Source organism: Cellulomonas chengniuliangii (assembly GCF_024508335.1).
Taxonomy (GTDB): Bacteria; Actinomycetota; Actinomycetes; order Actinomycetales; family Cellulomonadaceae; genus Cellulomonas_A; species Cellulomonas_A chengniuliangii.
Genome location: NZ_CP101988.1, coordinates 1,812,220 through 1,829,759, shown reverse-complemented (window position 1 = coordinate 1,829,759; position 17,540 = coordinate 1,812,220). Strand labels below are relative to the sequence as shown.

At 73.9% G+C, this 17,540-nt stretch carries 18 protein-coding genes; 11 read left to right on the top strand and 7 right to left on the bottom strand.

Features of this window, described 5'->3' with window-relative positions:
* The first annotated feature begins 26 nt into the window (after positions 1–26).
* The 5 genes from NP064_RS08475 (at position 27) to NP064_RS08455 (ending at position 5,262) form a co-directional block, all read left to right on the top strand.
* The gene (locus tag NP064_RS08475) at positions 27–1,112 is read left to right on the top strand and encodes an alcohol dehydrogenase catalytic domain-containing protein (RefSeq protein ID WP_227569213.1); all 1,086 of its coding nucleotides are present in this window, start codon (positions 27–29) and stop codon (positions 1,110–1,112) included.
* 64 nt (positions 1,113–1,176) lie between these two features.
* Complete coding sequence (locus NP064_RS08470; protein ID WP_256813516.1) at positions 1,177–2,358, top strand: glycosyltransferase family 4 protein; 1,182 nt, start codon at positions 1,177–1,179, stop codon at positions 2,356–2,358.
* A gap of 125 nt (positions 2,359–2,483) precedes the next feature.
* Positions 2,484–3,329 carry a molybdate ABC transporter substrate-binding protein gene (modA, locus tag NP064_RS08465; protein WP_227569211.1) on the top strand — a complete coding sequence of 282 codons (846 nt, stop codon included), beginning with the start codon at positions 2,484–2,486 and terminating at the stop codon, positions 3,327–3,329.
* A complete protein-coding gene (locus NP064_RS08460; RefSeq protein WP_227569210.1) occupies positions 3,326–4,192 on the top strand; it encodes an ABC transporter permease in 867 nt (288 codons plus the stop codon). The genes modA and NP064_RS08460 overlap by 4 nt, the downstream gene beginning before the upstream one ends.
* A complete protein-coding gene (locus NP064_RS08455) occupies positions 4,189–5,262 on the top strand; it encodes a sulfate/molybdate ABC transporter ATP-binding protein (RefSeq protein ID WP_227569209.1) in 1,074 nt (357 codons plus the stop codon). Before NP064_RS08460 ends, NP064_RS08455 begins: the two co-directional genes overlap by 4 nt.
* 52 nt (positions 5,263–5,314) lie before the next feature.
* Here the strand turns inward: NP064_RS08455 and NP064_RS08450 are convergent, their stop codons facing one another.
* The gene (locus NP064_RS08450; protein WP_227569208.1) at positions 5,315–6,280 is read right to left on the bottom strand and encodes a pirin family protein; all 966 of its coding nucleotides are present in this window, start codon (positions 6,278–6,280) and stop codon (positions 5,315–5,317) included.
* A 91-nt stretch (positions 6,281–6,371) separates the two neighbouring features.
* On the opposite strand from NP064_RS08450, the gene NP064_RS08445 reads away from it, so the two are divergent.
* The gene (locus tag NP064_RS08445) at positions 6,372–6,581 is read left to right on the top strand and encodes a hypothetical protein (protein ID WP_227569207.1); all 210 of its coding nucleotides are present in this window, start codon (positions 6,372–6,374) and stop codon (positions 6,579–6,581) included.
* Positions 6,582–6,709: 128 nt separating this feature from the next.
* Here the strand turns inward: NP064_RS08445 and NP064_RS08440 are convergent, their stop codons facing one another.
* Genes NP064_RS08440 through NP064_RS08425 form a run of 4 tightly spaced genes read right to left on the bottom strand, consistent with a single transcriptional unit; the run spans position 6,710 to position 9,818 of the window.
* The gene (locus NP064_RS08440) at positions 6,710–7,279 is read right to left on the bottom strand and encodes a Dps family protein (RefSeq protein ID WP_227569206.1); all 570 of its coding nucleotides are present in this window, start codon (positions 7,277–7,279) and stop codon (positions 6,710–6,712) included.
* A complete protein-coding gene (locus tag NP064_RS08435) occupies positions 7,279–7,962 on the bottom strand; it encodes a DUF4126 domain-containing protein (RefSeq protein ID WP_227569205.1) in 684 nt (227 codons plus the stop codon). The genes NP064_RS08440 and NP064_RS08435 overlap by 1 nt, the downstream gene beginning before the upstream one ends.
* A 48-nt stretch (positions 7,963–8,010) precedes the next feature.
* The gene (gene ligD, locus NP064_RS08430; protein ID WP_227569204.1) at positions 8,011–8,895 is read right to left on the bottom strand and encodes a non-homologous end-joining DNA ligase; all 885 of its coding nucleotides are present in this window, start codon (positions 8,893–8,895) and stop codon (positions 8,011–8,013) included.
* Positions 8,892–9,818, bottom strand: coding sequence for an ATP-dependent DNA ligase (locus tag NP064_RS08425; RefSeq protein WP_227569400.1), 927 nt, complete (start codon positions 9,816–9,818; stop codon positions 8,892–8,894). The genes ligD and NP064_RS08425 overlap by 4 nt, the downstream gene beginning before the upstream one ends.
* A gap of 100 nt (positions 9,819–9,918) precedes the next feature.
* Here NP064_RS08425 and ku point away from each other — a divergent pair, with 100 nt between their 5' ends.
* From ku to NP064_RS08400, 5 genes are all read left to right on the top strand, one after another.
* Positions 9,919–11,031: a non-homologous end joining protein Ku gene (gene ku / locus NP064_RS08420; protein WP_227569203.1), complete on the top strand. Its 1,113-nt coding sequence runs from the start codon at positions 9,919–9,921 to the stop codon at positions 11,029–11,031.
* 6 nt (positions 11,032–11,037) lie between these two features.
* Positions 11,038–12,087, top strand: coding sequence for a PHP domain-containing protein (locus NP064_RS08415; RefSeq protein WP_227569202.1), 1,050 nt, complete (start codon positions 11,038–11,040; stop codon positions 12,085–12,087).
* Between the two features lie 169 nt (positions 12,088–12,256).
* Positions 12,257–12,541, top strand: coding sequence for an HU family DNA-binding protein (locus tag NP064_RS08410; RefSeq protein ID WP_066588874.1), 285 nt, complete (start codon positions 12,257–12,259; stop codon positions 12,539–12,541).
* Positions 12,542–12,693: 152 nt separating this feature from the next.
* The gene (locus NP064_RS08405; RefSeq protein WP_227569201.1) at positions 12,694–13,155 is read left to right on the top strand and encodes a Fur family transcriptional regulator; all 462 of its coding nucleotides are present in this window, start codon (positions 12,694–12,696) and stop codon (positions 13,153–13,155) included.
* Between the two features lie 35 nt (positions 13,156–13,190).
* Positions 13,191–14,237, top strand: coding sequence for a threonine aldolase family protein (locus tag NP064_RS08400; RefSeq protein ID WP_227569200.1), 1,047 nt, complete (start codon positions 13,191–13,193; stop codon positions 14,235–14,237).
* A 198-nt stretch (positions 14,238–14,435) separates the two neighbouring features.
* On the opposite strand, the gene NP064_RS08395 is transcribed toward NP064_RS08400, so the two are convergent.
* Both NP064_RS08395 and NP064_RS08390 read right to left on the bottom strand, forming a co-directional pair.
* Entirely contained in the window at positions 14,436–16,193 is a 1,758-nt protein-coding gene (locus tag NP064_RS08395) for a glycoside hydrolase family 6 protein (RefSeq protein WP_227569199.1), read from the bottom strand.
* Positions 16,194–16,479: 286 nt separating this feature from the next.
* Positions 16,480–17,526, bottom strand: coding sequence for a LacI family DNA-binding transcriptional regulator (locus tag NP064_RS08390; RefSeq protein ID WP_227569198.1), 1,047 nt, complete (start codon positions 17,524–17,526; stop codon positions 16,480–16,482).
* Positions 17,527–17,540: the final 14 nt, after the last annotated feature.

The window sequence follows — 17,540 nt, the reverse complement described above, 5'->3', positions numbered from 1 at the left end:
TGCCAGCGCTCGTTGCGGAGCGCAGGATGACATCGGGGCTTGTCGGCGGTTTCGTCGCCGACGACACGGGGGAGGTGGCGCCGATGGCGACCATGCAGGCGTTCCGGATCGCGGAGTGGGGGGAGCCGCCGCGCTTCCACGACGTCCCGGTGCCCGACCCAGGGCCGGGCCAGGTCCTGGTGAGGGTCGCGGCCTCGGGGTTGTGCGGCGCGGACGTGCGGCTGGTGGACGGGCCGCCCGACCCCTGGAGCCGGGTCCCCTTCACGCTGGGCCACGAGAGCACCGGGCGTGTGGCCGTGCTGGGGGCTGGCGTCGAGCACCTCGCCGTCGGGGACGGGGTGGTCGTGTCGGGCGTCCTGTTCTGCGGCAGCTGCGACCGGTGCGTGCGCGGTCGCCAGGACGAGTGCCGGACGCTGGTGACGGCGGGATCGGGCGCGGGCGACGACGGCGGACTCGCCGAGTACCTCCTCGCGGAGGTCCGGCACGTCGTCCCGCTGGGCACGCTCGACCCGGTCGCCGCGGCCCCGCTCGCCGACGCCGGGGCGACCGCGTACCACGTGGTCCGGGGGGCTGTGCCCCTGCTCGCGCCAGGAACCACCGCCGTCGTGGTGGGGATGGACGCCGCGGGCGGGTTCGCGGTGCAGTACCTGCGCCAGTTCACCGGCGCCCGGATCATCGCCCTGGACCCTCGGGAGGCCAGGCTGGCGGACGCGCGCAGGCTCGGCGCCGACGACGCGTTCCCCGCCGATGGCGACGCCGCGGCACTGGTGCGCGAGCTGACCGGGACGGGCGCCGAGGCGGTGCTCGACTTCGTGGGGTCCACGTCGACGCTGGAGATCTCGGTGGGCGCCCTGGGCAACGGCGGCCGCGTGCACGTCGCGGGGGCCGAGGGCGGCATGGTGCCGCTCGGGTGGGAGAGGCTGCCGGTCAACGGGGGCTTGGTCGGGTCCACCGGCTTCACCCCTGGCGACCTGCGCCAGGTCATCGCGCTGGCCGCGACCGGCCGGCTCGAGCTCCTGGCCACCGCCTACCCGTTCCACCAGGTCGCCGAGTGCCTCGACGCGCTCCGCGAGGACTCCGTGGCAGGCGCCGCTGTGATCACGCTCGAGTGAGCGGCCTTGCTAGCATCTGGTCATCGCCGAGTCGCCGTCCCACCCCGCTCTGCCGCCCCGCCCATTGCGCGTCGGCCTGGTCATCGACGACTCCTTGGACCGGCCCGACGGCGTCCAGCAGAACGTCCTGACGCTCGGCCGGTGGCTCGCCGCCCAGGGCCATGACGTGCACTACCTGACGTCCACCACCACACGGGACGACCTGCCCCAGGTGCGCAACCTGGCCCGCAACGTCAGTGTCCGCTTCAACGGCAACCGGTTGAGCACGCCCGGATGGGCGTCCGGCCGCGAGGTCGACGCGGCGCTCTCCTTGGGCCTCGACGTGGTGCACGTCCAGATGCCGTACAGCCCTTTCCTCGCGGGCCGGGTGATCCGACGCGCGCCGCGGGGCAGCGCCGTGGTGGTGACCTTCCACATCCTGCCGCTCACCTTCGCCGCGAGGGCAGCCACGCATCTGCTCGGGGCCGTGCAGCGCCGCCAGACGCGCCGCTTCGACGCGGTGCTCGCCGTCTCCGGGGCGGCGGAGGAGTTCATGCGCGGCGCCTTCGGGGTCGGCGGGCAGGTCGTGCCTAACCCCGTGGACCTGGCGCCGTTCCGCGCGGCCCGGCGCGCCGCCCTCGCCGACGCGCCGTCCGACGGCGCGGGTCCTCGTGTCGTCTTCCTGGGCCGGCTCGTCGAGCGCAAGGGCGCCGGCGCCCTGCTTGACGCCCTCGGCGTCCTCGCGCGCCAGGGAGCCCTGCCCGCCGGGCTCGAGGTGGTCCTCGCCGGAACGGGCCCGCAACGCGAGCGACTGGTGCGCTCGGCCGCCGAGCACGGCCTGGCGGACGTCGTCGCGTTCCCCGGGTTCGTCGCCGAGGAGGACAAGGCCGCGCTGCTGGCCTCCGCCGACATCGTCGCGCTGCCCAGCCTGGGCGGGGAGAGCTTCGGCATCAGCGTCGTCGAGGCCCTCGCCGCGAGTCGCGGCGTCGTGCTCGCCGGGGACAACCCGGGCTACCGCTCGGTGATGGCAGGGCTCGAGGACCAGCTCGTCGACCCGCGGGACGCGCAGGCGTTCGCCGCCGTCCTCTCCGCGCACCTGGCAGACGCGGGCCGTCGCCGCGAGGCCAGCGACCGGCAGGCCGCGGCGGCCGAGCAGTTCGACGTGGAGGTGGTCGGCCAGGCGGTGCTCGGGCACTACGCGCGGGCGCTGGCCGCGGCAGGACGGCGCGCGCCCACGGGCGCGGCGCCCGCCCGGCCAGGACGCTGACCGAGAAGTCGGGCGCCTCGCCCTCGTGACGCGCGTGACGGACACGGGCGCAGACCCCCTGAGACCGGGCGTCGGTGGGTTGATCGTCCCGACCGCCTCCCGGGGCGGCTGCTAGCGTCCGAGCCATGCGCACGACCACGTCCAGAAGGGCCCGCTCGACCGCCCTCACGGGCGGCGGACGCCGCTGGGGCAGTGGAGTCGTCGCGATCGCCACGCTCGCGCTCGCCCTCGGCGCCTGCGCCAGCCAGCCAACCGGCCCTGGGGGAGGACCGGACGAGGACCCGGCCACCGCCGCCACGGGCGAGCTGCGCGTCATGGCCGCCGCGTCGCTGGCGGCCGTCTTCGACGAGCTGGCGGCGCTGTACGTCGCCGAGAACCCCGGCGCCGAGGCGCCCGTGATCACCTACGACGGCTCGTCGACCCTCGTCACCCAGCTCATCGAGGGCGCGGAAGCCGAGGTCTTCGCCTCCGCCGACCAGGCGAACATGGCCAAGGCGGTCGAGGCGGGCCTCGTCCAGGGCGCCCCGGCCGTCTTCGCCACGAACGTGCTGCAGATCGCCGTCGCGCCGGGCAACCCGGCCGGCATCGAGTCCTTGGCCGACCTCGCCGACCCGGCGTTGCAGGTGGTCCTGTGCGCCCCCGAGGTCCCCTGCGGCGCCGCGTCAGCCACCGCGTTCGCGGCGGCAGGGGTGAGCGTCGCGCCGGCCAGCGAGGAGCAGAACGTCACGGCGGTGCTCACGAAGGTCGTGCTCGGCGAGGCCGACGCCGGGCTGGTCTACGCCACGGACGTCCTGGTGACCCACGGCGGGGTGGACGGCGTCGCCTTCGAGGAGCAGGCCACAGCGGTCAACAGGTACGTGATCGGTGAGCTCGACCGCGCGTCGAGCCCCGACGCGCGGGCCTTCGTCGACCTCGTGCTGTCCCCGGCCGGCCAGCGGGTCCTCGCGGCGCACGGGTTCGGCCCGGCATGACGGTCACCGAGCGCCGCGCCACGACCCGCGCCGCCCCTGGCCCGCGTCCGGCGCAGCCACCGCGGGCGGTCGCCGTCGGGGTGCCGCGCCTGCTGTACGTGCTGGCCCTCGCCGGCCTCGCGCTGCTGACGTTGCCGGTGCTCGCGCTGCTGGTGCGCGCGGACTGGCCCGGGGTCCCCGCGGCGATCACCTCTCCCGAGGCGTTGTCCGCGCTCGGCCTGTCGCTGCGCACAGCCCTCGCCGCCACCGCTCTGTGCCTGCTGCTGGGGGTGCCGCTGGCCGTGGTGCTCGCCCGGACGCCCACGCGGGCGGCGGACGTCGTGCGCGCTCTGGTGACGCTCCCGCTCGTGCTGCCACCCACCGTGGGCGGTATCGCGCTGCTCTACCTGCTCGGCCGCCGCGGGCTGGTGGGAGAGCAGCTGGACCTGCTCTTCGGGATCCGGATCCCCTTCACGACCACTGCCGTGGTCATCGCCCAGGCCTTCGTCGCCCTGCCGTTCCTCGTGATCGCGCTCGAGGGCGCGCTGCGCAGCGCGGGCGACCGCTACGAGGTCGTCGCGGCGACCCTCGGCGCCGGGCGGTGGACCGTGCTGCGGCGCATCACGCTGCCGCTGGCCGCGCCGGGGCTGGTGAGCGGCACGGTGCTGTGCTTCGCGCGGGCGCTCGGCGAGTTCGGCGCCACCGCGTTGTTCGCGGGCAACAGCGCTGGCGTGACCCGCACCATGCCGCTGGCCATCTACACCGCGTTCAACGGCGCGGGCGTCACCCAAGACTCCGCTGTCGCGCTGTCGCTGCTGCTGGTCGTGGTGGCGGTGGTCATCCTCGTGCTGGCGCGCGCCTGGAAGCCCGGTGGCCGCGGATGAGCGATCTGGAGGCGCGCTTCTCGGTGCGCCGCGGCGACTTCGAGCTGGACCTGGACCTGGCCGCCGCCGAGGGCGAGGTGCTCGCCGTGCTCGGGCCCAACGGCGCCGGGAAGTCCACGCTGCTCGCGGTGCTCGCAGGGCTGCTGCGGCCCAGCGAGGGATTCGTGCGGGTGGGCGACCAGGTGCTCACCGACGTGCCCGTCGCCGGCCGTGCGCGGCTGGTCGCGCCCGAGCACCGGGCCGTGGGCCTCCTAGGCCAGGACGGCCTGGTGTTCCCCCACCTGACGGCCCTGGAGAACGTCGCCTTCGGCCCTCGCTCGGTGGGGGTGCGGCGCGCTGAGGCGGCGCGACGGGCCACCGGGTGGCTCGAGGCCGTCGGCCTGGCGGGCATGGCCTTGCGGCGCCCCGCCGAGCTGTCCGGCGGCCAGCGCCAGCGTGTTGCCCTGGCGCGGGCGTTGGCCGCCGAGCCGCGGGTGCTGCTGCTCGACGAGCCGCTCGCCGCACTCGACGTCGGCGTGGCCCCCCAGCTCCGCCAGGTCCTGCGGGAGCAGGTCGCCCGTACCGGCACCACGACAGTCCTCGTCACCCATGACGTGCTCGACGCCGTTGTCCTGGCGGACCGGGTGATCGTCCTCGACGGGGGAGCGGTGGTCGACGAAGGGCTCACCGCGCAGGTGCTGGCCGCGCCGCGCGATCCGTTCACGGCGACGCTGGCGGGGGTGAACCTGGTGGTCGGCGAGGCGCGGGACGGTGGAGTGCGGGCTCCGGACGGTCGGCACGTCGCCGGGCGCGAGCCCATCGAGCCGGGCGGCCAGGCCGCCGCGGTGTTCGCGCCCTCGGCGGTGGCGGTGCACACCCGTCCGCCTGCGGGAGCCAGCCCGCGCAACGTGTGGCGCACCCACGTCGTCGCGCTCGAGCCAGGGCAGGCCGTGATCCGGGTCCGCACAGCGGGCAGCCCCGAGGTCGTGGCCGACCTCACTCCCGCGGCGGTGGCCGAGCTGGGCCTGGCTCCGGGCTCCGAGGTGTGGCTGTCCGTGAAGGCGACCGAGGTGGGTCTGCACCGCCGCTGACGCCGCACGACCGGCCTCCGTCATCGGCGCGGGCGATCGTGAGGTCGAGGCGTCAGGGGCGGCGCCGGCGGCGCGGGGTCAGCCGGACGCGGGGGAGGTCCGGCGCGGGGATGCGCGCGTCGCCGTGGCCGGCCACCGCGCCGAACCTCGTCCCGTCGCGCCGCTCCCAGTCGTCGCGGGCCTCGAGGATGTCGGCGTGGCTGCGCCCCAGGAAGTTCCACCACATGACGAGGTCTTCCGCGAAGGGCTCGCCGCCGATCAGCAGCGCCCGCGCGCCGTGCTCCGAGCGCAGAGCCAACCGGCCTAGCCCGGTGGCGAGGTGGCGCAGTGGCCCCGGCGCCTGGCGGACCCCGTCCGCCTCGAGGGCGCCGTCGAGCACGAGGAGCGCGTGCTCGAACCCGGGCCGCAACGGCAGCGCGGTCGAGGCCCCCGGGGACAACGCCAGCTCCACGCCAATCAGAGGGCTGTGCACGGTCGCGGCTGAGCGCGCCCCCTCGAGCTCCCCGACGAGCACCGTCGCGCGCAGCCCGTCGTGGGCCAGCACCGGGAGGTCGGTGTGCTGCTCGAACCGGGGGGTGATGTCCGCGGCCGCGGACGGCAGCGCGATCCACAACTGGACGCCGTGCAGGAGGGGCCGGTCGCCCAGGGACATCTCGGAGTGCGCGACCCCGCGGCCCGCCGTCATCAGGTTGAGCTGGCCGGGCCGGACCACCACGTCGCTGCCCGCGCTGTCACGGTGGCGGATCTCCCCGACGAGCGGCCAGGTGACGGTCTGCAGGCCGGTGTGCGGATGCGGCAGCACCCGCATATCGACGTCCACCGGCCCGAACTCGTCCAGGAAGCACCACGCGCCGACCATGGGCAGGCCGCGCTGGGGGAGCGTGCGTCGCACGCGCATCCCCCGGACGCCACCGAGCGGCACCTCCCGGGGCTCGAGGAGCTGGACGCCCGAGCCCTGTTGCCCGGGCTGGTCGGCGTGGAGCTCGGACTCCTGAGGCTGCGTCTCGAGGTTCGTCACCCGACCACTGTGCCATTGGGGAGTCGGGCCACAGGCCCGCAGCGCCCCGCGCCGGGATGCGACGCCCAGGCGCACGGGGTAGAACCTCAGCATGACGCGCGACCAGAGGAACCTCACGTCCGACCCGGCAGCCGAGCGGATCGCCGTCCGCCGCCCGTCAGAGGACGAGGTCCACGCAGAGGACGCCCGCTCGGGTGGCGACCCCGCCGGAGCCCCCCGATCCCTGCGCGCGGTCGAGCTCCGACCGGATGACGAGTCGATCTCGAGCAACGACGAGTGGGACGACCCCGAGCGCCTGTGACGCCGGGCGCGGCGCCGGCTCGTGCCCGTGCCGCCTCCGCCGCGCTCCACGGCCCAAGGTGCCAGCACACGAGAAAGGGCCCGGCCGCCCCCGAAAGGGGAGCGGCCGGGCCCTCCGACTGTGCGAGGTCAGCGCTTCGCGGCGGCCCCCGCCTTGCTGGCCGCCTGCTTCTCCGTCTCGGCGCCCTGTGTGCTGAGACGGCCGCCCGCCGATTCCAGGTGGGCGCGGACGAACCACTGGAACAACTCGAGCTGGCGAAGCTGGCCGACGATCAGGTCGTTCGTCACGTCGTCGAGCTTCTCCGTCTCCTCCATGGCCGTGCGGTGCGAGGAGATAACGCCGTCGTACACCTCGTCGAGGGCGCCCAGGTGATCGATCGCCCCAGCGCGACCGATCGCGTAGTCGTCCCACGTGCGGTTCTTGACGATGAACCCGGGCGTGCCCTCGGGCGCGACCCCGAGCGTGGCGATCCGCTCAGCCGTCTCGTCGACCATCTCCCGCACCGCGTCCACCTGCGGGTCGAGCATCTCGTGCACCGCGATGAACTGGGGGCCGACGACGTTCCAGTGGATGTGCTTGAGCGTCAACGCCAGGTCGTTCAGAGAGTTCAGCCGATCCTGCAAGATCGCGGCCGTGGCGGCGCCCTCCTCGGGGGTGAGGCCGGGGACGGTGTACTTGGGCAGGTCGGAGCGGGCCATCATGTGGATCCTTCCTTCGCGTTCTCGGCCACCGCGGGTGGCGGGACCGTGCGGCCCCCACGCTGCCGCACCTTCGCGGAAGGCGCATCCGCTGGCGGCTCGCCCTGGGCTGCCGAGGCCCGGGAGCGGCGCCAGCGCCACCAGGCCAGGACGCCTGTCGCGATCAGGCCCACGACCAGCAGCGGCGCTAGCAGCGCGGCCAGCGAGAGCGTGACGCTGGCCGCGTCCTCGGCGGCGCTGAGCAGCGGGGCGCCCAGCCCGAACGTCGCCGCGTTGACCAACGGCCGTGCAAGCGCCTTCGCGGCATGGACCGCGAGCGCCAGGGCGATCCCCACGGCCACCGGGACCCACTGCCCGGAGGCCACGAACCCACCTGGGTCGGTGACGACGACATCTTGGGTGCCCATGCCGGCGCCGAAGGCGATGCCGCCGGCGCCAGGTCGCACGATCGTCTGCACCACGTCGTTGACGTGGTCCACGCCGGGGATCTTGTCCGCGACGACCTCCAGCAGGAGCAGGGCGCCCAGCGCGGTGAGGACCCAGCCGTCGGTGAGCCACTCCCAACCGGAGGGCGTGCTGATCAGGTCGGTCCAGCGGGCCAACGCGCCGAGCACGAGCAGCGGCACGTAGGCGTTGAGGCCCGCCGCGGTGGCGAGGCCCGTCCCGGCGAGGATCTCGAACATAGGGCGAGCATGCCAGCGCCGATGCGGCGGCGCGTGCGATCTGGCCGCTCAGGGCGCCAGCGGGTCGCCGTCCTCCGCCAGACGGCGCACGACCTCGTCGGGGCCGAGCTGGGCCAGGCCGGGCTCGATCTCCTCCCAGCGGCGCGGAGCGGCGACGGCCGGCAACTCCCTGCCCCGCAGTGAGTAGGGGGTGATCGTGGTCTTCGACGGGTGGTTCTGCGACCAGTCCAGGAGCACCTTGCCGCCGCGGATGTCCTTGCGCATCAGGGCCACGATCAGGCGGGGGTGGGCAGACGCGAGCTCGTGCGCGAGCGCCTTGGCGTACTCCCGCACCTCCATCGCTCCGCGCCGGCCCGGCAGCGGGGCGTACAGCTGCATGCCCTTGCTGCCGGAGGTGACGGGAACAGTGGTCAGCCCGTCCTCAGCGAGTCGGTCGGCGACGATGTGGGCCACCCGGGCGCACTCGTCGAGTCCGGCGGGCGGGCCGGGGTCGAGGTCGATGACGAGGCGGTCGGGCGGGCGTATCCCGCCGCGGGGGCCGACCTGCCACTGCGGGGTGTGGAGCTCGAGGGCGCCCTGGTTGGCGGCCCAGACGAGCCCGGCCAGGTCGTCGAGGAAGGGGTAGGTGAGGTCCTTGCCCTCGTCGTCCGTGCCGGGGGCGGCGGGCAGCGTCTGCCGGCGGACCCACTCCGGGGCGCCCGCGGGGATGTTCTTCTCGAAGAACCGCTCGCCGTCGACGCCCTCGGGGAAGCGGATCCTCGTGACCGGCCGGTCGCGCAGCTGGCCGAGCAGCGCGGGCGCGACCTGCGTGACGTACTGGATCACCTCGGCCTTCGTCATCTGGACTGACGGGTACATGACACGGTCCAGGTGCGTCAGCCGCACCCGCTGGCCGTCGACGTCGACGGTTTGCACGTCGTCTGCGGGGCTCACAGGTCCTCCCAGGGGTCGATGCCGGTGTCGTCGCGCACTCCGCGGACGACGGGGTGGCGCAGCCGGCCCGCGGCGGTGCGGTGCAGGTACGCGACGTCGACGCCCACCACCGGATCGCACCACACCGTGCCCCGCGCGTCGACCGGCGGGACGGCGTCGTCGAGAGGGCTGGCGGCCTGGCGCAGCGGCCCGAGCAGGTGGGCGAGCTGCCGCTCGAGCGGCCCGGCGATGCCGCTGCCTGCCCGGCCCAGGTACCGCAGCCGGCCCTCCTCGTCGGGGGCGGCGAGCAGCACCGCCCCGATGACCCCGGCGCCGGCGGTCGGCGGCCGCCAGCCTGCGACGAGGGCCGTGCGGGTGGTGCGGTGGGCGGCCTTGACCCAGTCGCGGGACCGGCGGCCGGGCTGGTAGACGGACGCCCGGCGTTTGGCGACGACTCCTTCGAGGCCGTGCTCCCGGGTGACCTGCCAGAGCTCGTCGCCGTCGTCGTACACGGGGGAGAGCTGCGCGGGCGGGGGCAGCGTGATCCGCTCCAGCGTGGCGCGGCGCTCGTCGAAGGACCGTCGGGTGACGTCGACGCCGTACAGGCTCAGGACGTCGAACACGAGGTAGGAGACGGGGAGCTCGTGGGCGAGGCGCTCGGCGCGGGCGGGATCGCGCACGTGCATGCGCTCCGCGAGCGCCTCGAAGGACGGCACGCCGCCGGACATGGCGACCACTTCCCCGTCCAGGACGGCGCCTTGGACGGAGGCCAGGGACGCGAGCTCCGGGTAGGCGACGGTGATGTCCCGCTCCGTGCGGCTGAGCAGCCGCAGCGTCCCGCGGGTGGTGTCCGCGAGCGCGCGCACGCCGTCCCACTTGACCTCGAAGGCCCACTCGGGACCGGACGGGAGTCCGGCGCTGGGGTCCGCTCCGGTGGCGAGCATGGGCTGCACGGGTCCATCCTGCCCAGATGACCCGGGACGTCGCGCGTTCGGGCCCTCCTCCGCGCGATCGCCCGGCGGGCTGAGTGGGAGGTGGTCGTCGGTGCGCGCGATCTGGAAGGGCGCGGTGGCCTTCGGGCTGGTCAACGTCCCCGTCAAGCTGTACGCCGCCACCGGCGAGCACCAGGTTCCACTGCACCAGGTGCACCGCGCCGACGGTGGGCGCATCCGGTACCGCAAGACCTGCAGCGTGTGCGGCGAGTCGGTGGAGATGACGGACATCGCCAAGGGTTACGAGACGGCCGACGGCGAGCTGGTGATTCTCACCGACGAGGATTTAGCCCAGCTGCCGCTCGCCACCGAGCGGGAGATCGAGGTCGTCGAGTTCGTCCCCCAGGAGCAGGTCGACCCGATCTTGCTGGCCAAGACGTACTACCTCGAGCCTGAGCGGACCGCGGTGAAGCCGTACGCGCTGCTGCGCGAGGCGCTGGCGACCACGGAGCGGATGGCGGTGGTCAAGGTCGCCCTGCGGCAGCGCGAGTCGATGGCTGTGCTGCGGGTGCGTGACGACGTGATCTGCCTGCAGACGCTCCTGTGGCCGGACGAGGTGCGGGCCGCCGACTTCCCCGTGCTCGAGGGGGACGTGCAGGTCAGGCCCCAGGAGCTCGCGATGGCGTCCTCCCTCGTGGAGTCCCTCGCCGCGGACTTCGACCCCTCCGGGTTCGAGGACTCGTACGAGGGCGCGCTCGAGAGCCTCATCGAGGCGAAGGTCGCGGCTGGCAGCACGCAGGGCGTCCCCGAGGTCGAGGGCGCTGGGCGTCGGGACTCCGACGGCGCCGAGGTGGTCGACCTGCTCGCCGCCTTGCAGCGCAGCGTCGAGAAGGCCCGGGGCGGGCGTCCCGAGAAGCAGGCCGCGGGGACGTCCCGCGGCCGCGGCTCCGGCGCCGAGCCGAAGGAGCGCGCGACGGCCAAGAGGGGCAGTCGCGCGAAGACGTCCGCCGGGGCCTCCGCCGATGGGGACACGGCCGCCGAGGAGCGCGCCACGGGCACGGAGGGCGCAGCGCCGGCCCGCGGGGGAGGACGCGGTGGGGGCAGCGGGCGGAAGAAGGCGGCCGCCTCCGGCAAGCCCGCCGCGTCCCGCAGTTCGGCGAAGCAGGACGAGGGAGACGGCGCCTCCTCCAGCACAGCGCGGCGCGCCAAGCGCCGGGCATCCTGACCTGCGATGGGATCGAAGCAGGCGGTCGCGTCGCAGGCCGACGCCGTCGCCGCCCTCCGCCGCGTTGCCTTCTTGCTCGAGCGGGCGCAGGCCAGCGCCTACCGCAGCGACGCGTTCCGGCACGCGGCACGAGCCATCGAGCGGATGGACGCCGACGAGTTGCAGGCTCGGCTCGACGGGAACTCGCTCACCGACCTGCCCGGGATCGGGGACCGCACGGCGTCGATCGCGGTGGCCGCGGCGCGCGGGGAGCCGGTGGAGTACCTCGAACGGCTCGAGGCGGAGGACGCCGCCAGTCGTGAGCCTCGGCCGGGCGACGCGCTGCGGGCGCGACTGCGCGGCGACCTGCACACTCACACCGACGCCAGCGACGGCGGGTCACCGATACAGGAGATGGTGCTCGCGGCGATCGAGATCGGGCATGAGTACATGGCGGTCACCGACCACTCGCCACGCCTGACGGTGGCCAACGGGCTGTCCGCGGCGCGGCTGCGGGCCCAGCTCGACCAGATCGCCGCGCTCAACCGCGCGGTCGCCCCGTTCCGGGTGCTCACCGGGATCGAGGTCGACATCCTCGACGACGGTTCGCTCGACCAGGACCCAGAACTCCTCGCGAGGCTCGACGTGGTGGTCGCCTCGGTGCACTCCAAGCTGCGGATGGACCGGGCGGCCATGACACGGAGGATGGTCGCCGCGGTCGGCAACCCGCACGTGGACGTGCTCGGGCACCTCACGGGCCGCCAGCTCACCGGCCGGCGGCAGCGCCCGGCGAGCGAGTTCGACGCCGAGGCCGTGCTGTCCGCGTGCGCGGAGAACGGCGTGGCGGTCGAGGTCAACTGCCGCCCTGACCGGCTCGACCCGCCGCACGCCCTGTTCGAGCAGGCGATCGAGCTCGGCTGCCTGTTCACCATCGACTCCGACGCCCACGCTCCCGGACAACTCGACTGGCAGATCGCGGGGTGCGACCGCGCCGCCACGCACGGACTGGACGCGGATCGGGTCATCGACGCGTGGCCGCTCGACGAGCTGCTGGACAGGCTCTCCGCCCGAGTGTGAGCAGGATCAGGCGTGCCGTGGCAGCGAGCACACCGCCACGGCCGTTAGGGTCGTCCGCGGTGGACACGCGTCGATGAGCCCGTCCGGGACTCTCTACCTTCCGTCTCCGCCGTCGCCCGGGGCACTCACCCGGGCACGCACGTCCCGACCGACAAGGAGCACAATCCCCGTGAGCGTCAACCGCACCGAGCTCGTCCAGGCCATCGCCGCCAAGGCCGGCCTGACCAACACCGCCGCCGACGCGGCGCTCAAGGCCTTCCAGGAGGTCCTGGTCGAGCAGCTTGCCGCCGGCGAGAGCGTCACCATCCCCGGCCTGCTCGCGGTGTCGCGCGCCGACCGTGCCGCGCGCACGGGCATCAACCCGCAGACGGGTGAGAAGCTCGAGATCCCCGCCGGCTTCCGCGTGAAGCTGACGGCGGGCAGCGCCCTCAAGCGCGCCGTGGCCGCCAAGTAAGGCAGCAGCACTCTGACGAAGCCCCTCGCCGCAGTCGCGGTGGGGGGCTTCCTCACGTCTGGCAGCCAGGCCGTGGCGCCGCGGAAGGGTCGCCTAGACTGGCCGGGCACGTGCGAGGGCGCGTCGAGCGGTGGCAGTCAAGCGGAGGTCTGATGACGGTGGTGCAGCGCAACACGCGGCAGCGCGCCGAGGTGATCGCACTGCTCGACGGGCTCGACGAGTTCCGCAGCGCGCAGCAGCTTCATGAGCTGCTTCGGGCGCGCGGTTCGAGCGTGGGCCTGGCCACCGTGTACCGCGCGGTGCAGACGCTGAGCGAGAGCGGCGAGGTCGACGTCCTCCGGTCGCCGGACGGCGAGGCGGTCTACCGCCGGTGCGAGCGCCGCAGCCACCATCACCACCTCGTCTGCCGGCACTGCGGGCGCGCGGTCGAGATCGACGGGCCGGGCACCGAGGCCTGGGCCGACCAGGTCGCCGCGTCGCACGACTTCGCCGACGTCGAGCACACGATCGAGTTGGTCGGCACCTGCGCGGAGTGCCGCGCCGCGGAGGCCGAGGCACGGGCGCGCGCCTCGGCAGAGCTGGCGGCGCCACCGGCCCCCGAGGGCCGGGCCTGAGCCCATCGCCCACGCGTCTCCGGCACAATGACCCGGTGACAGCGACCCACGACACCGCCCGACGCGACTTCGCCTCCGACAACTACGCGGGTGTCCACCCCGAGGTGATGGACCTCCTGGCCGAGGCCAACGGCGGGCACCAGGTGGCTTACGGCGACGACGAATGGACCGCGCGACTCCAGGACGTCCTGCGACGTCAGTTCGGGTCCGCTGCCCTCGGCTACCCGGTGTTCAACGGGACCGGGGCGAATGTGCTGTCTCTGCAGTCGATGCTCCCGCGGTGGGGAGCGGTGGTGTGCGCGGACAGCGCGCACATCAACACCGATGAGAACGGCGCCCCCGAGCGCGTTGGCGGACTCAAGCTGCTGACCACGCCGTCGCCCGACGGCAAGCTCACCCCCGAGCTCGTCGCCCGGCAGGCCTGGGGCTGGGGCGACACGCACCGCGCCCAGCCCGGCGTGGTGTCGATCACCCAAGCCACCGAGCTCGGCACGGTGTACACCCCGCAGGAGATCCGCGACCTGGCCGACCAGGCGCACAGCCTGGGGATGCGCCTGCACCTCGACGGCTCGCGGCTGGCCAACGCGGCCGCCTCCCTCGGCGTCCCCCTGCGGGCGTTGACCACGGACGTCGGGGTCGACGTGCTGTCGCTTGGCGGCACCAAGAACGGGCTGATGATGGGGGAGGCCGTCGTCGTCCTCGATCCCGAGGCCGTCACGGGCATCGACTACCTGCGCAAGCTCGACATGCAGCTCGCCTCGAAGATGCGCTTCGTCTCGGCGCAGCTGGTGGCCCTGTTCGACGGGGACCTGTGGCAGCGATCGGCCTCGCACGCCAACGCGATGGCTGCCCGCCTGAGCGAGGGCGCGCGTGCCGTCGCCGGGGTGCGGATCACGCAGCCCACGCAGTCGAACGCGGTCTTCGCCGTGCTGCCGCCTGGCGCCGCCGACCGGCTGCGCGAGTACCGCCGGTTCTACGACTGGAACCCCGCCACCGGCGAGGTGCGCTGGATGTGCGCGTTCGACACGACCCCGCAGGACGTGGACGACTTCCTCGACGCCCTGCGGGCCGCGGTCGCCTGACGCCCACCGGGGCGGCGCCTGGTCGACGTGGAGACAGGTGCGGGGAGCGGGTGGTCGCGCTCCCCGCACCTGTGCTGGGGGGGCAGGCGGGCACGGGCCGACGCCTGGGTGGACAGGCCGGGGACGCTGGCCCTGGCCGTGCGGTGATGAGCCGGTGGCCCCCGCCCGTCCGGACGAGGGCCACCGGTCAGGTGGCGGTCACCTCACCGAGCAGGCCTGCCCGTTGAGCGAGAACGCGGTCGGCGCCGTGTTGGTCCCCGAGTGGGTGCCGTTGAAGCCGATCTCCACGCTGGCGTTCGGAGCCAGCGAGCCGTTCCAGGCCGCGTTGGACGCGGTCACAACCGAGCCGGACTGCGACCAGGTGGCGCTCCACCCCTGCGTGACCTGCTGGCCCGAGGGGAACGAGAAGGTCAGGCTCCATGCGCTGAGCGCCGAGCTTCCCGTGTTGGTGACCCGCACCGAGCCCGTGAAGCCCGTGTTCCAGCTGTTCGCCGTGTAGGTGACCGCGCAGGCCCCGGCAGGCGGGGGCGTGGTCGGCGGCGGCGTCGTCGGCGGGGGCGTGGTGGGCGGCGGAGTCGTGGGCGGGGGCGTGGTCGGCGGCGGCGTCGTCGGCGGGGGCGTGGTGGGCGGCGGCGTCGTGCCGTTCGTGGAGATCACCGGGTAGGCGTTCTCGACGAGGGTCCGGAACTGCGCGTCGAACCACTGGCCGGCCAGGGGCGCGTTCGGCGTGGCCCCGGTCAGCTGGTTGGACAGCTTGGACGCGACGAACGTCGGGTCGCACATCCGGTCGAACCGCTTGCCCTGGTCGTTGGGGATCTCCGACGAGGCGCCGTCCGACTCGCCCGGGGGCTTGATCCAGACGAACGCGTCGAGGTGCGAGCTCGCGTAGCCCGACGGCGTGGCCTGGGGCCGCTCGCCGATGCCGGCGCCCAGCGGGTTGCACCACGCGCCACGGTGCACGCGCTTGTCGATGCGGGACTGGTCGACATAGGTGTTGAGCGTGGTGCTGGTCGACGCGGCCGTGGGACGCGCGGATCCGCCCCAGCCGTTGCGCGAGGTGTCGATCAGCATGCCGGTGCTGGCCGGGAAGCCCTCCGCCACGAGCAGCGAGTGCAGGTGGGCGGTCCAGTCGATCTCGTCGAAGTCGTCGTTCCACTCGTAGAACGAGGCCGACTTCACGGGGTTGCCGCCGACCTGGAGCGTCGGGTTCGTCAAGAAGGGCTCGACGAGCGGCGTGGTGTTCGCGGTGTTCGTGACGAAGCCGTCCACCGAGGCGAGCCCCGCGACGGTGCTGCGGGCGACGTCAGCGAACAGCTTCGCGGCGGGCGCGGCGTTGGACGGCCAGCCGAGCCAGCCGCTGTGGGCGGCGTCGATGTAGGTGTAGACGTTCGGGATGGCGTGCAGCTTGTCGAGCGCGTACTTCACGCCCTCGCGGTAGTACGGGGCGGCTTGCTGGCAGGCGGGCTCTGAGGTGTTGGTGATGAGGTTCGGCAGCGAGTCGGGCTCGATCGTCGCCGAGATCCGGATGTCCTGGTACTTGGGGTCGCTGAGCAGCGCGGCGATCGGGTCGATGTACTCGGTCTTGTATCGGGCCATGCCGGCGTCGGTGGCCGGCAGCTCCCCGTTGGACGCGAGGGCGTAGCAGTCCCGGCCGGGCAAGTCGTAGATGACCAGGTTGAACACGAGGGGCGTGCTGCCCTGCCGCTGCTTGAGGGCCTCGTCCAGATGGAACTTCAGCCCGTTGCCGTCGGCGTTGCCGGTGATCGCGCTGATCCGGTCCATCCAGACCGCGGTGGGCTCGTTCTTGATCGCGCGCATCTTCGCGGCGAGAGTCGGGTCCCCGGCGCTGGCGGCAGACGCCTCGACGGCGGCCGACCAGGTGGGGTTCACGTACTGCGTCGCGCCGGCGTACGGGTTGTCGACGTGGGTGGGCGCGGCGCTGGCCCCCGTCGACATCAACGTCAGTGGCAGGGCGACCAGAGCCGTCGCCGTCGCTGCTGCGGCGGTGACTCTCAGCCTCGTGGAGATCTTGGACACGCGGTCCTCCGGTGGGATCGGCACGCCGCCCTGGTCGATCCGCCGAGGCGACAGTCGCCGGCGATCAGTCCACGGCGACTACCCGGAACGTGGCACGGCGGCGTCTGGCCCCGGCACGGCGTGAATCCTTTAGGCAACTCGCCGTTACCTGATCGTGACCGGCGTCGGAGCTGGCGGATGTGCCGGGAAACCGCGTGCCGACGGGTTATCGGGCCCGGGGGCCGGTGCTACCCCGGACGGCGATTCCACCCATCGGAACCATGCGACTCGCATCGTGGTCCCCGTCGAGCACGGCCAGCACAGCCTCGCCCACCGCCGTGCCCAACGCGCTCAGCGGGGCCGGGAGCGTGGTGATCGACGGCGTAGCGAGCCGGCACAGCGCGGAGTCGCTGCCCGCCAGGACCGACAGGTCCCACGGGACCTCGAGGCCGGTCCGGCGGGCCACGTCCAGGGCGGCGACCGCCATCTGGTCCGAGTCGTACACGATCGCCGACGGGGGGAGCGGGGAGGTGAGCAGCCTGCGGGTGGCAGCCGCGGCCTCCTCGGCCGTCGCGTTCGTCGGCTCGTGCGCCACCGTGCCTCCCGCCCTGCCCAACGCCGCCGTCAGCGAGTCGAGCCGGACCTGGGTGCGGTGCGACGCCGCGGGCCCTGTCACCAGAGCCACCTCCCGATGCCCCAGCTCGAGCAGGTAGGTGCCGACCCGGGTGAACGCCTCCCGGTCGTCGAGCCACACGGTCGCCAGGCCCTGCGCCACCTCGGGCGGCCCGAGCACCACCGCGGGAGCGCGCATGCGGGCCAACGCCTCGACACGGGGATCGCGGGTCAACGGGTCGGCGACGATCATCACGTCGAACCGCCGCTCGGCCCACCAGGTGCGGTACGTGGCCACGGCCTCGTCGACCGAGCCCACGATCTGGAGCACGAGGGCGAGCCCGCGGGCGGCCACAACGTCCTGTGTCGCGGTCACGAAGTCGAGGAACGACGTTGCGTGGGCCGTCGCGTCCGCCCCACGACCCAGCACCAGGCCGACGGCCCGGGGCCCGGTCCGCATCGACCGGGCCGCCGCGCTCGGGCGCCAGCCGAACTCGTCGGCCACCCTCAACACGCGTTCGCGGGTGGCCGCCGAGACCCCCGGCCTGCCGTTGAGCGCGTAGGACACCACGGCGATCGAGACGCCGGCGGCTTTGGCGACATCCGAGATGGTCGGTCGGCGGGTGAGAGAACCTGATCCGTCTGCTGCGGGTATGTCCATGATCACCTAGTGTG

Coding starts and splice junctions, on each gene's coding strand:
- NP064_RS08475 (WP_227569213.1), top strand. CDS start 27: ATGACATCGGGGCTTGTCGGCGGTTTCGTCGCCGACGACACGGGGGAG.
- modA (WP_227569211.1), top strand. CDS start 2,484: ATGCGCACGACCACGTCCAGAAGGGCCCGCTCGACCGCCCTCACGGGC.
- NP064_RS08460 (WP_227569210.1), top strand. CDS start 3,326: ATGACGGTCACCGAGCGCCGCGCCACGACCCGCGCCGCCCCTGGCCCG.
- NP064_RS08455 (WP_227569209.1), top strand. CDS start 4,189: ATGAGCGATCTGGAGGCGCGCTTCTCGGTGCGCCGCGGCGACTTCGAG.
- NP064_RS08445 (WP_227569207.1), top strand. CDS start 6,372: ATGACGCGCGACCAGAGGAACCTCACGTCCGACCCGGCAGCCGAGCGG.
- NP064_RS08440 (WP_227569206.1), bottom strand. CDS start 7,279: ATGGCCCGCTCCGACCTGCCCAAGTACACCGTCCCCGGCCTCACCCCC.
- NP064_RS08435 (WP_227569205.1), bottom strand. CDS start 7,962: ATGTTCGAGATCCTCGCCGGGACGGGCCTCGCCACCGCGGCGGGCCTC.
- NP064_RS08425 (WP_227569400.1), bottom strand. CDS start 9,818: ATGCTCGCCACCGGAGCGGACCCCAGCGCCGGACTCCCGTCCGGTCCC.
- NP064_RS08415 (WP_227569202.1), top strand. CDS start 11,038: ATGGGATCGAAGCAGGCGGTCGCGTCGCAGGCCGACGCCGTCGCCGCC.
- NP064_RS08405 (WP_227569201.1), top strand. CDS start 12,694: ATGACGGTGGTGCAGCGCAACACGCGGCAGCGCGCCGAGGTGATCGCA.
- NP064_RS08395 (WP_227569199.1), bottom strand. CDS start 16,193: ATGTCGACGGGGGCCAGCGCCGCGCCCACCCACGTCGACAACCCGTAC.
- NP064_RS08390 (WP_227569198.1), bottom strand. CDS start 17,526: ATGGACATACCCGCAGCAGACGGATCAGGTTCTCTCACCCGCCGACCG.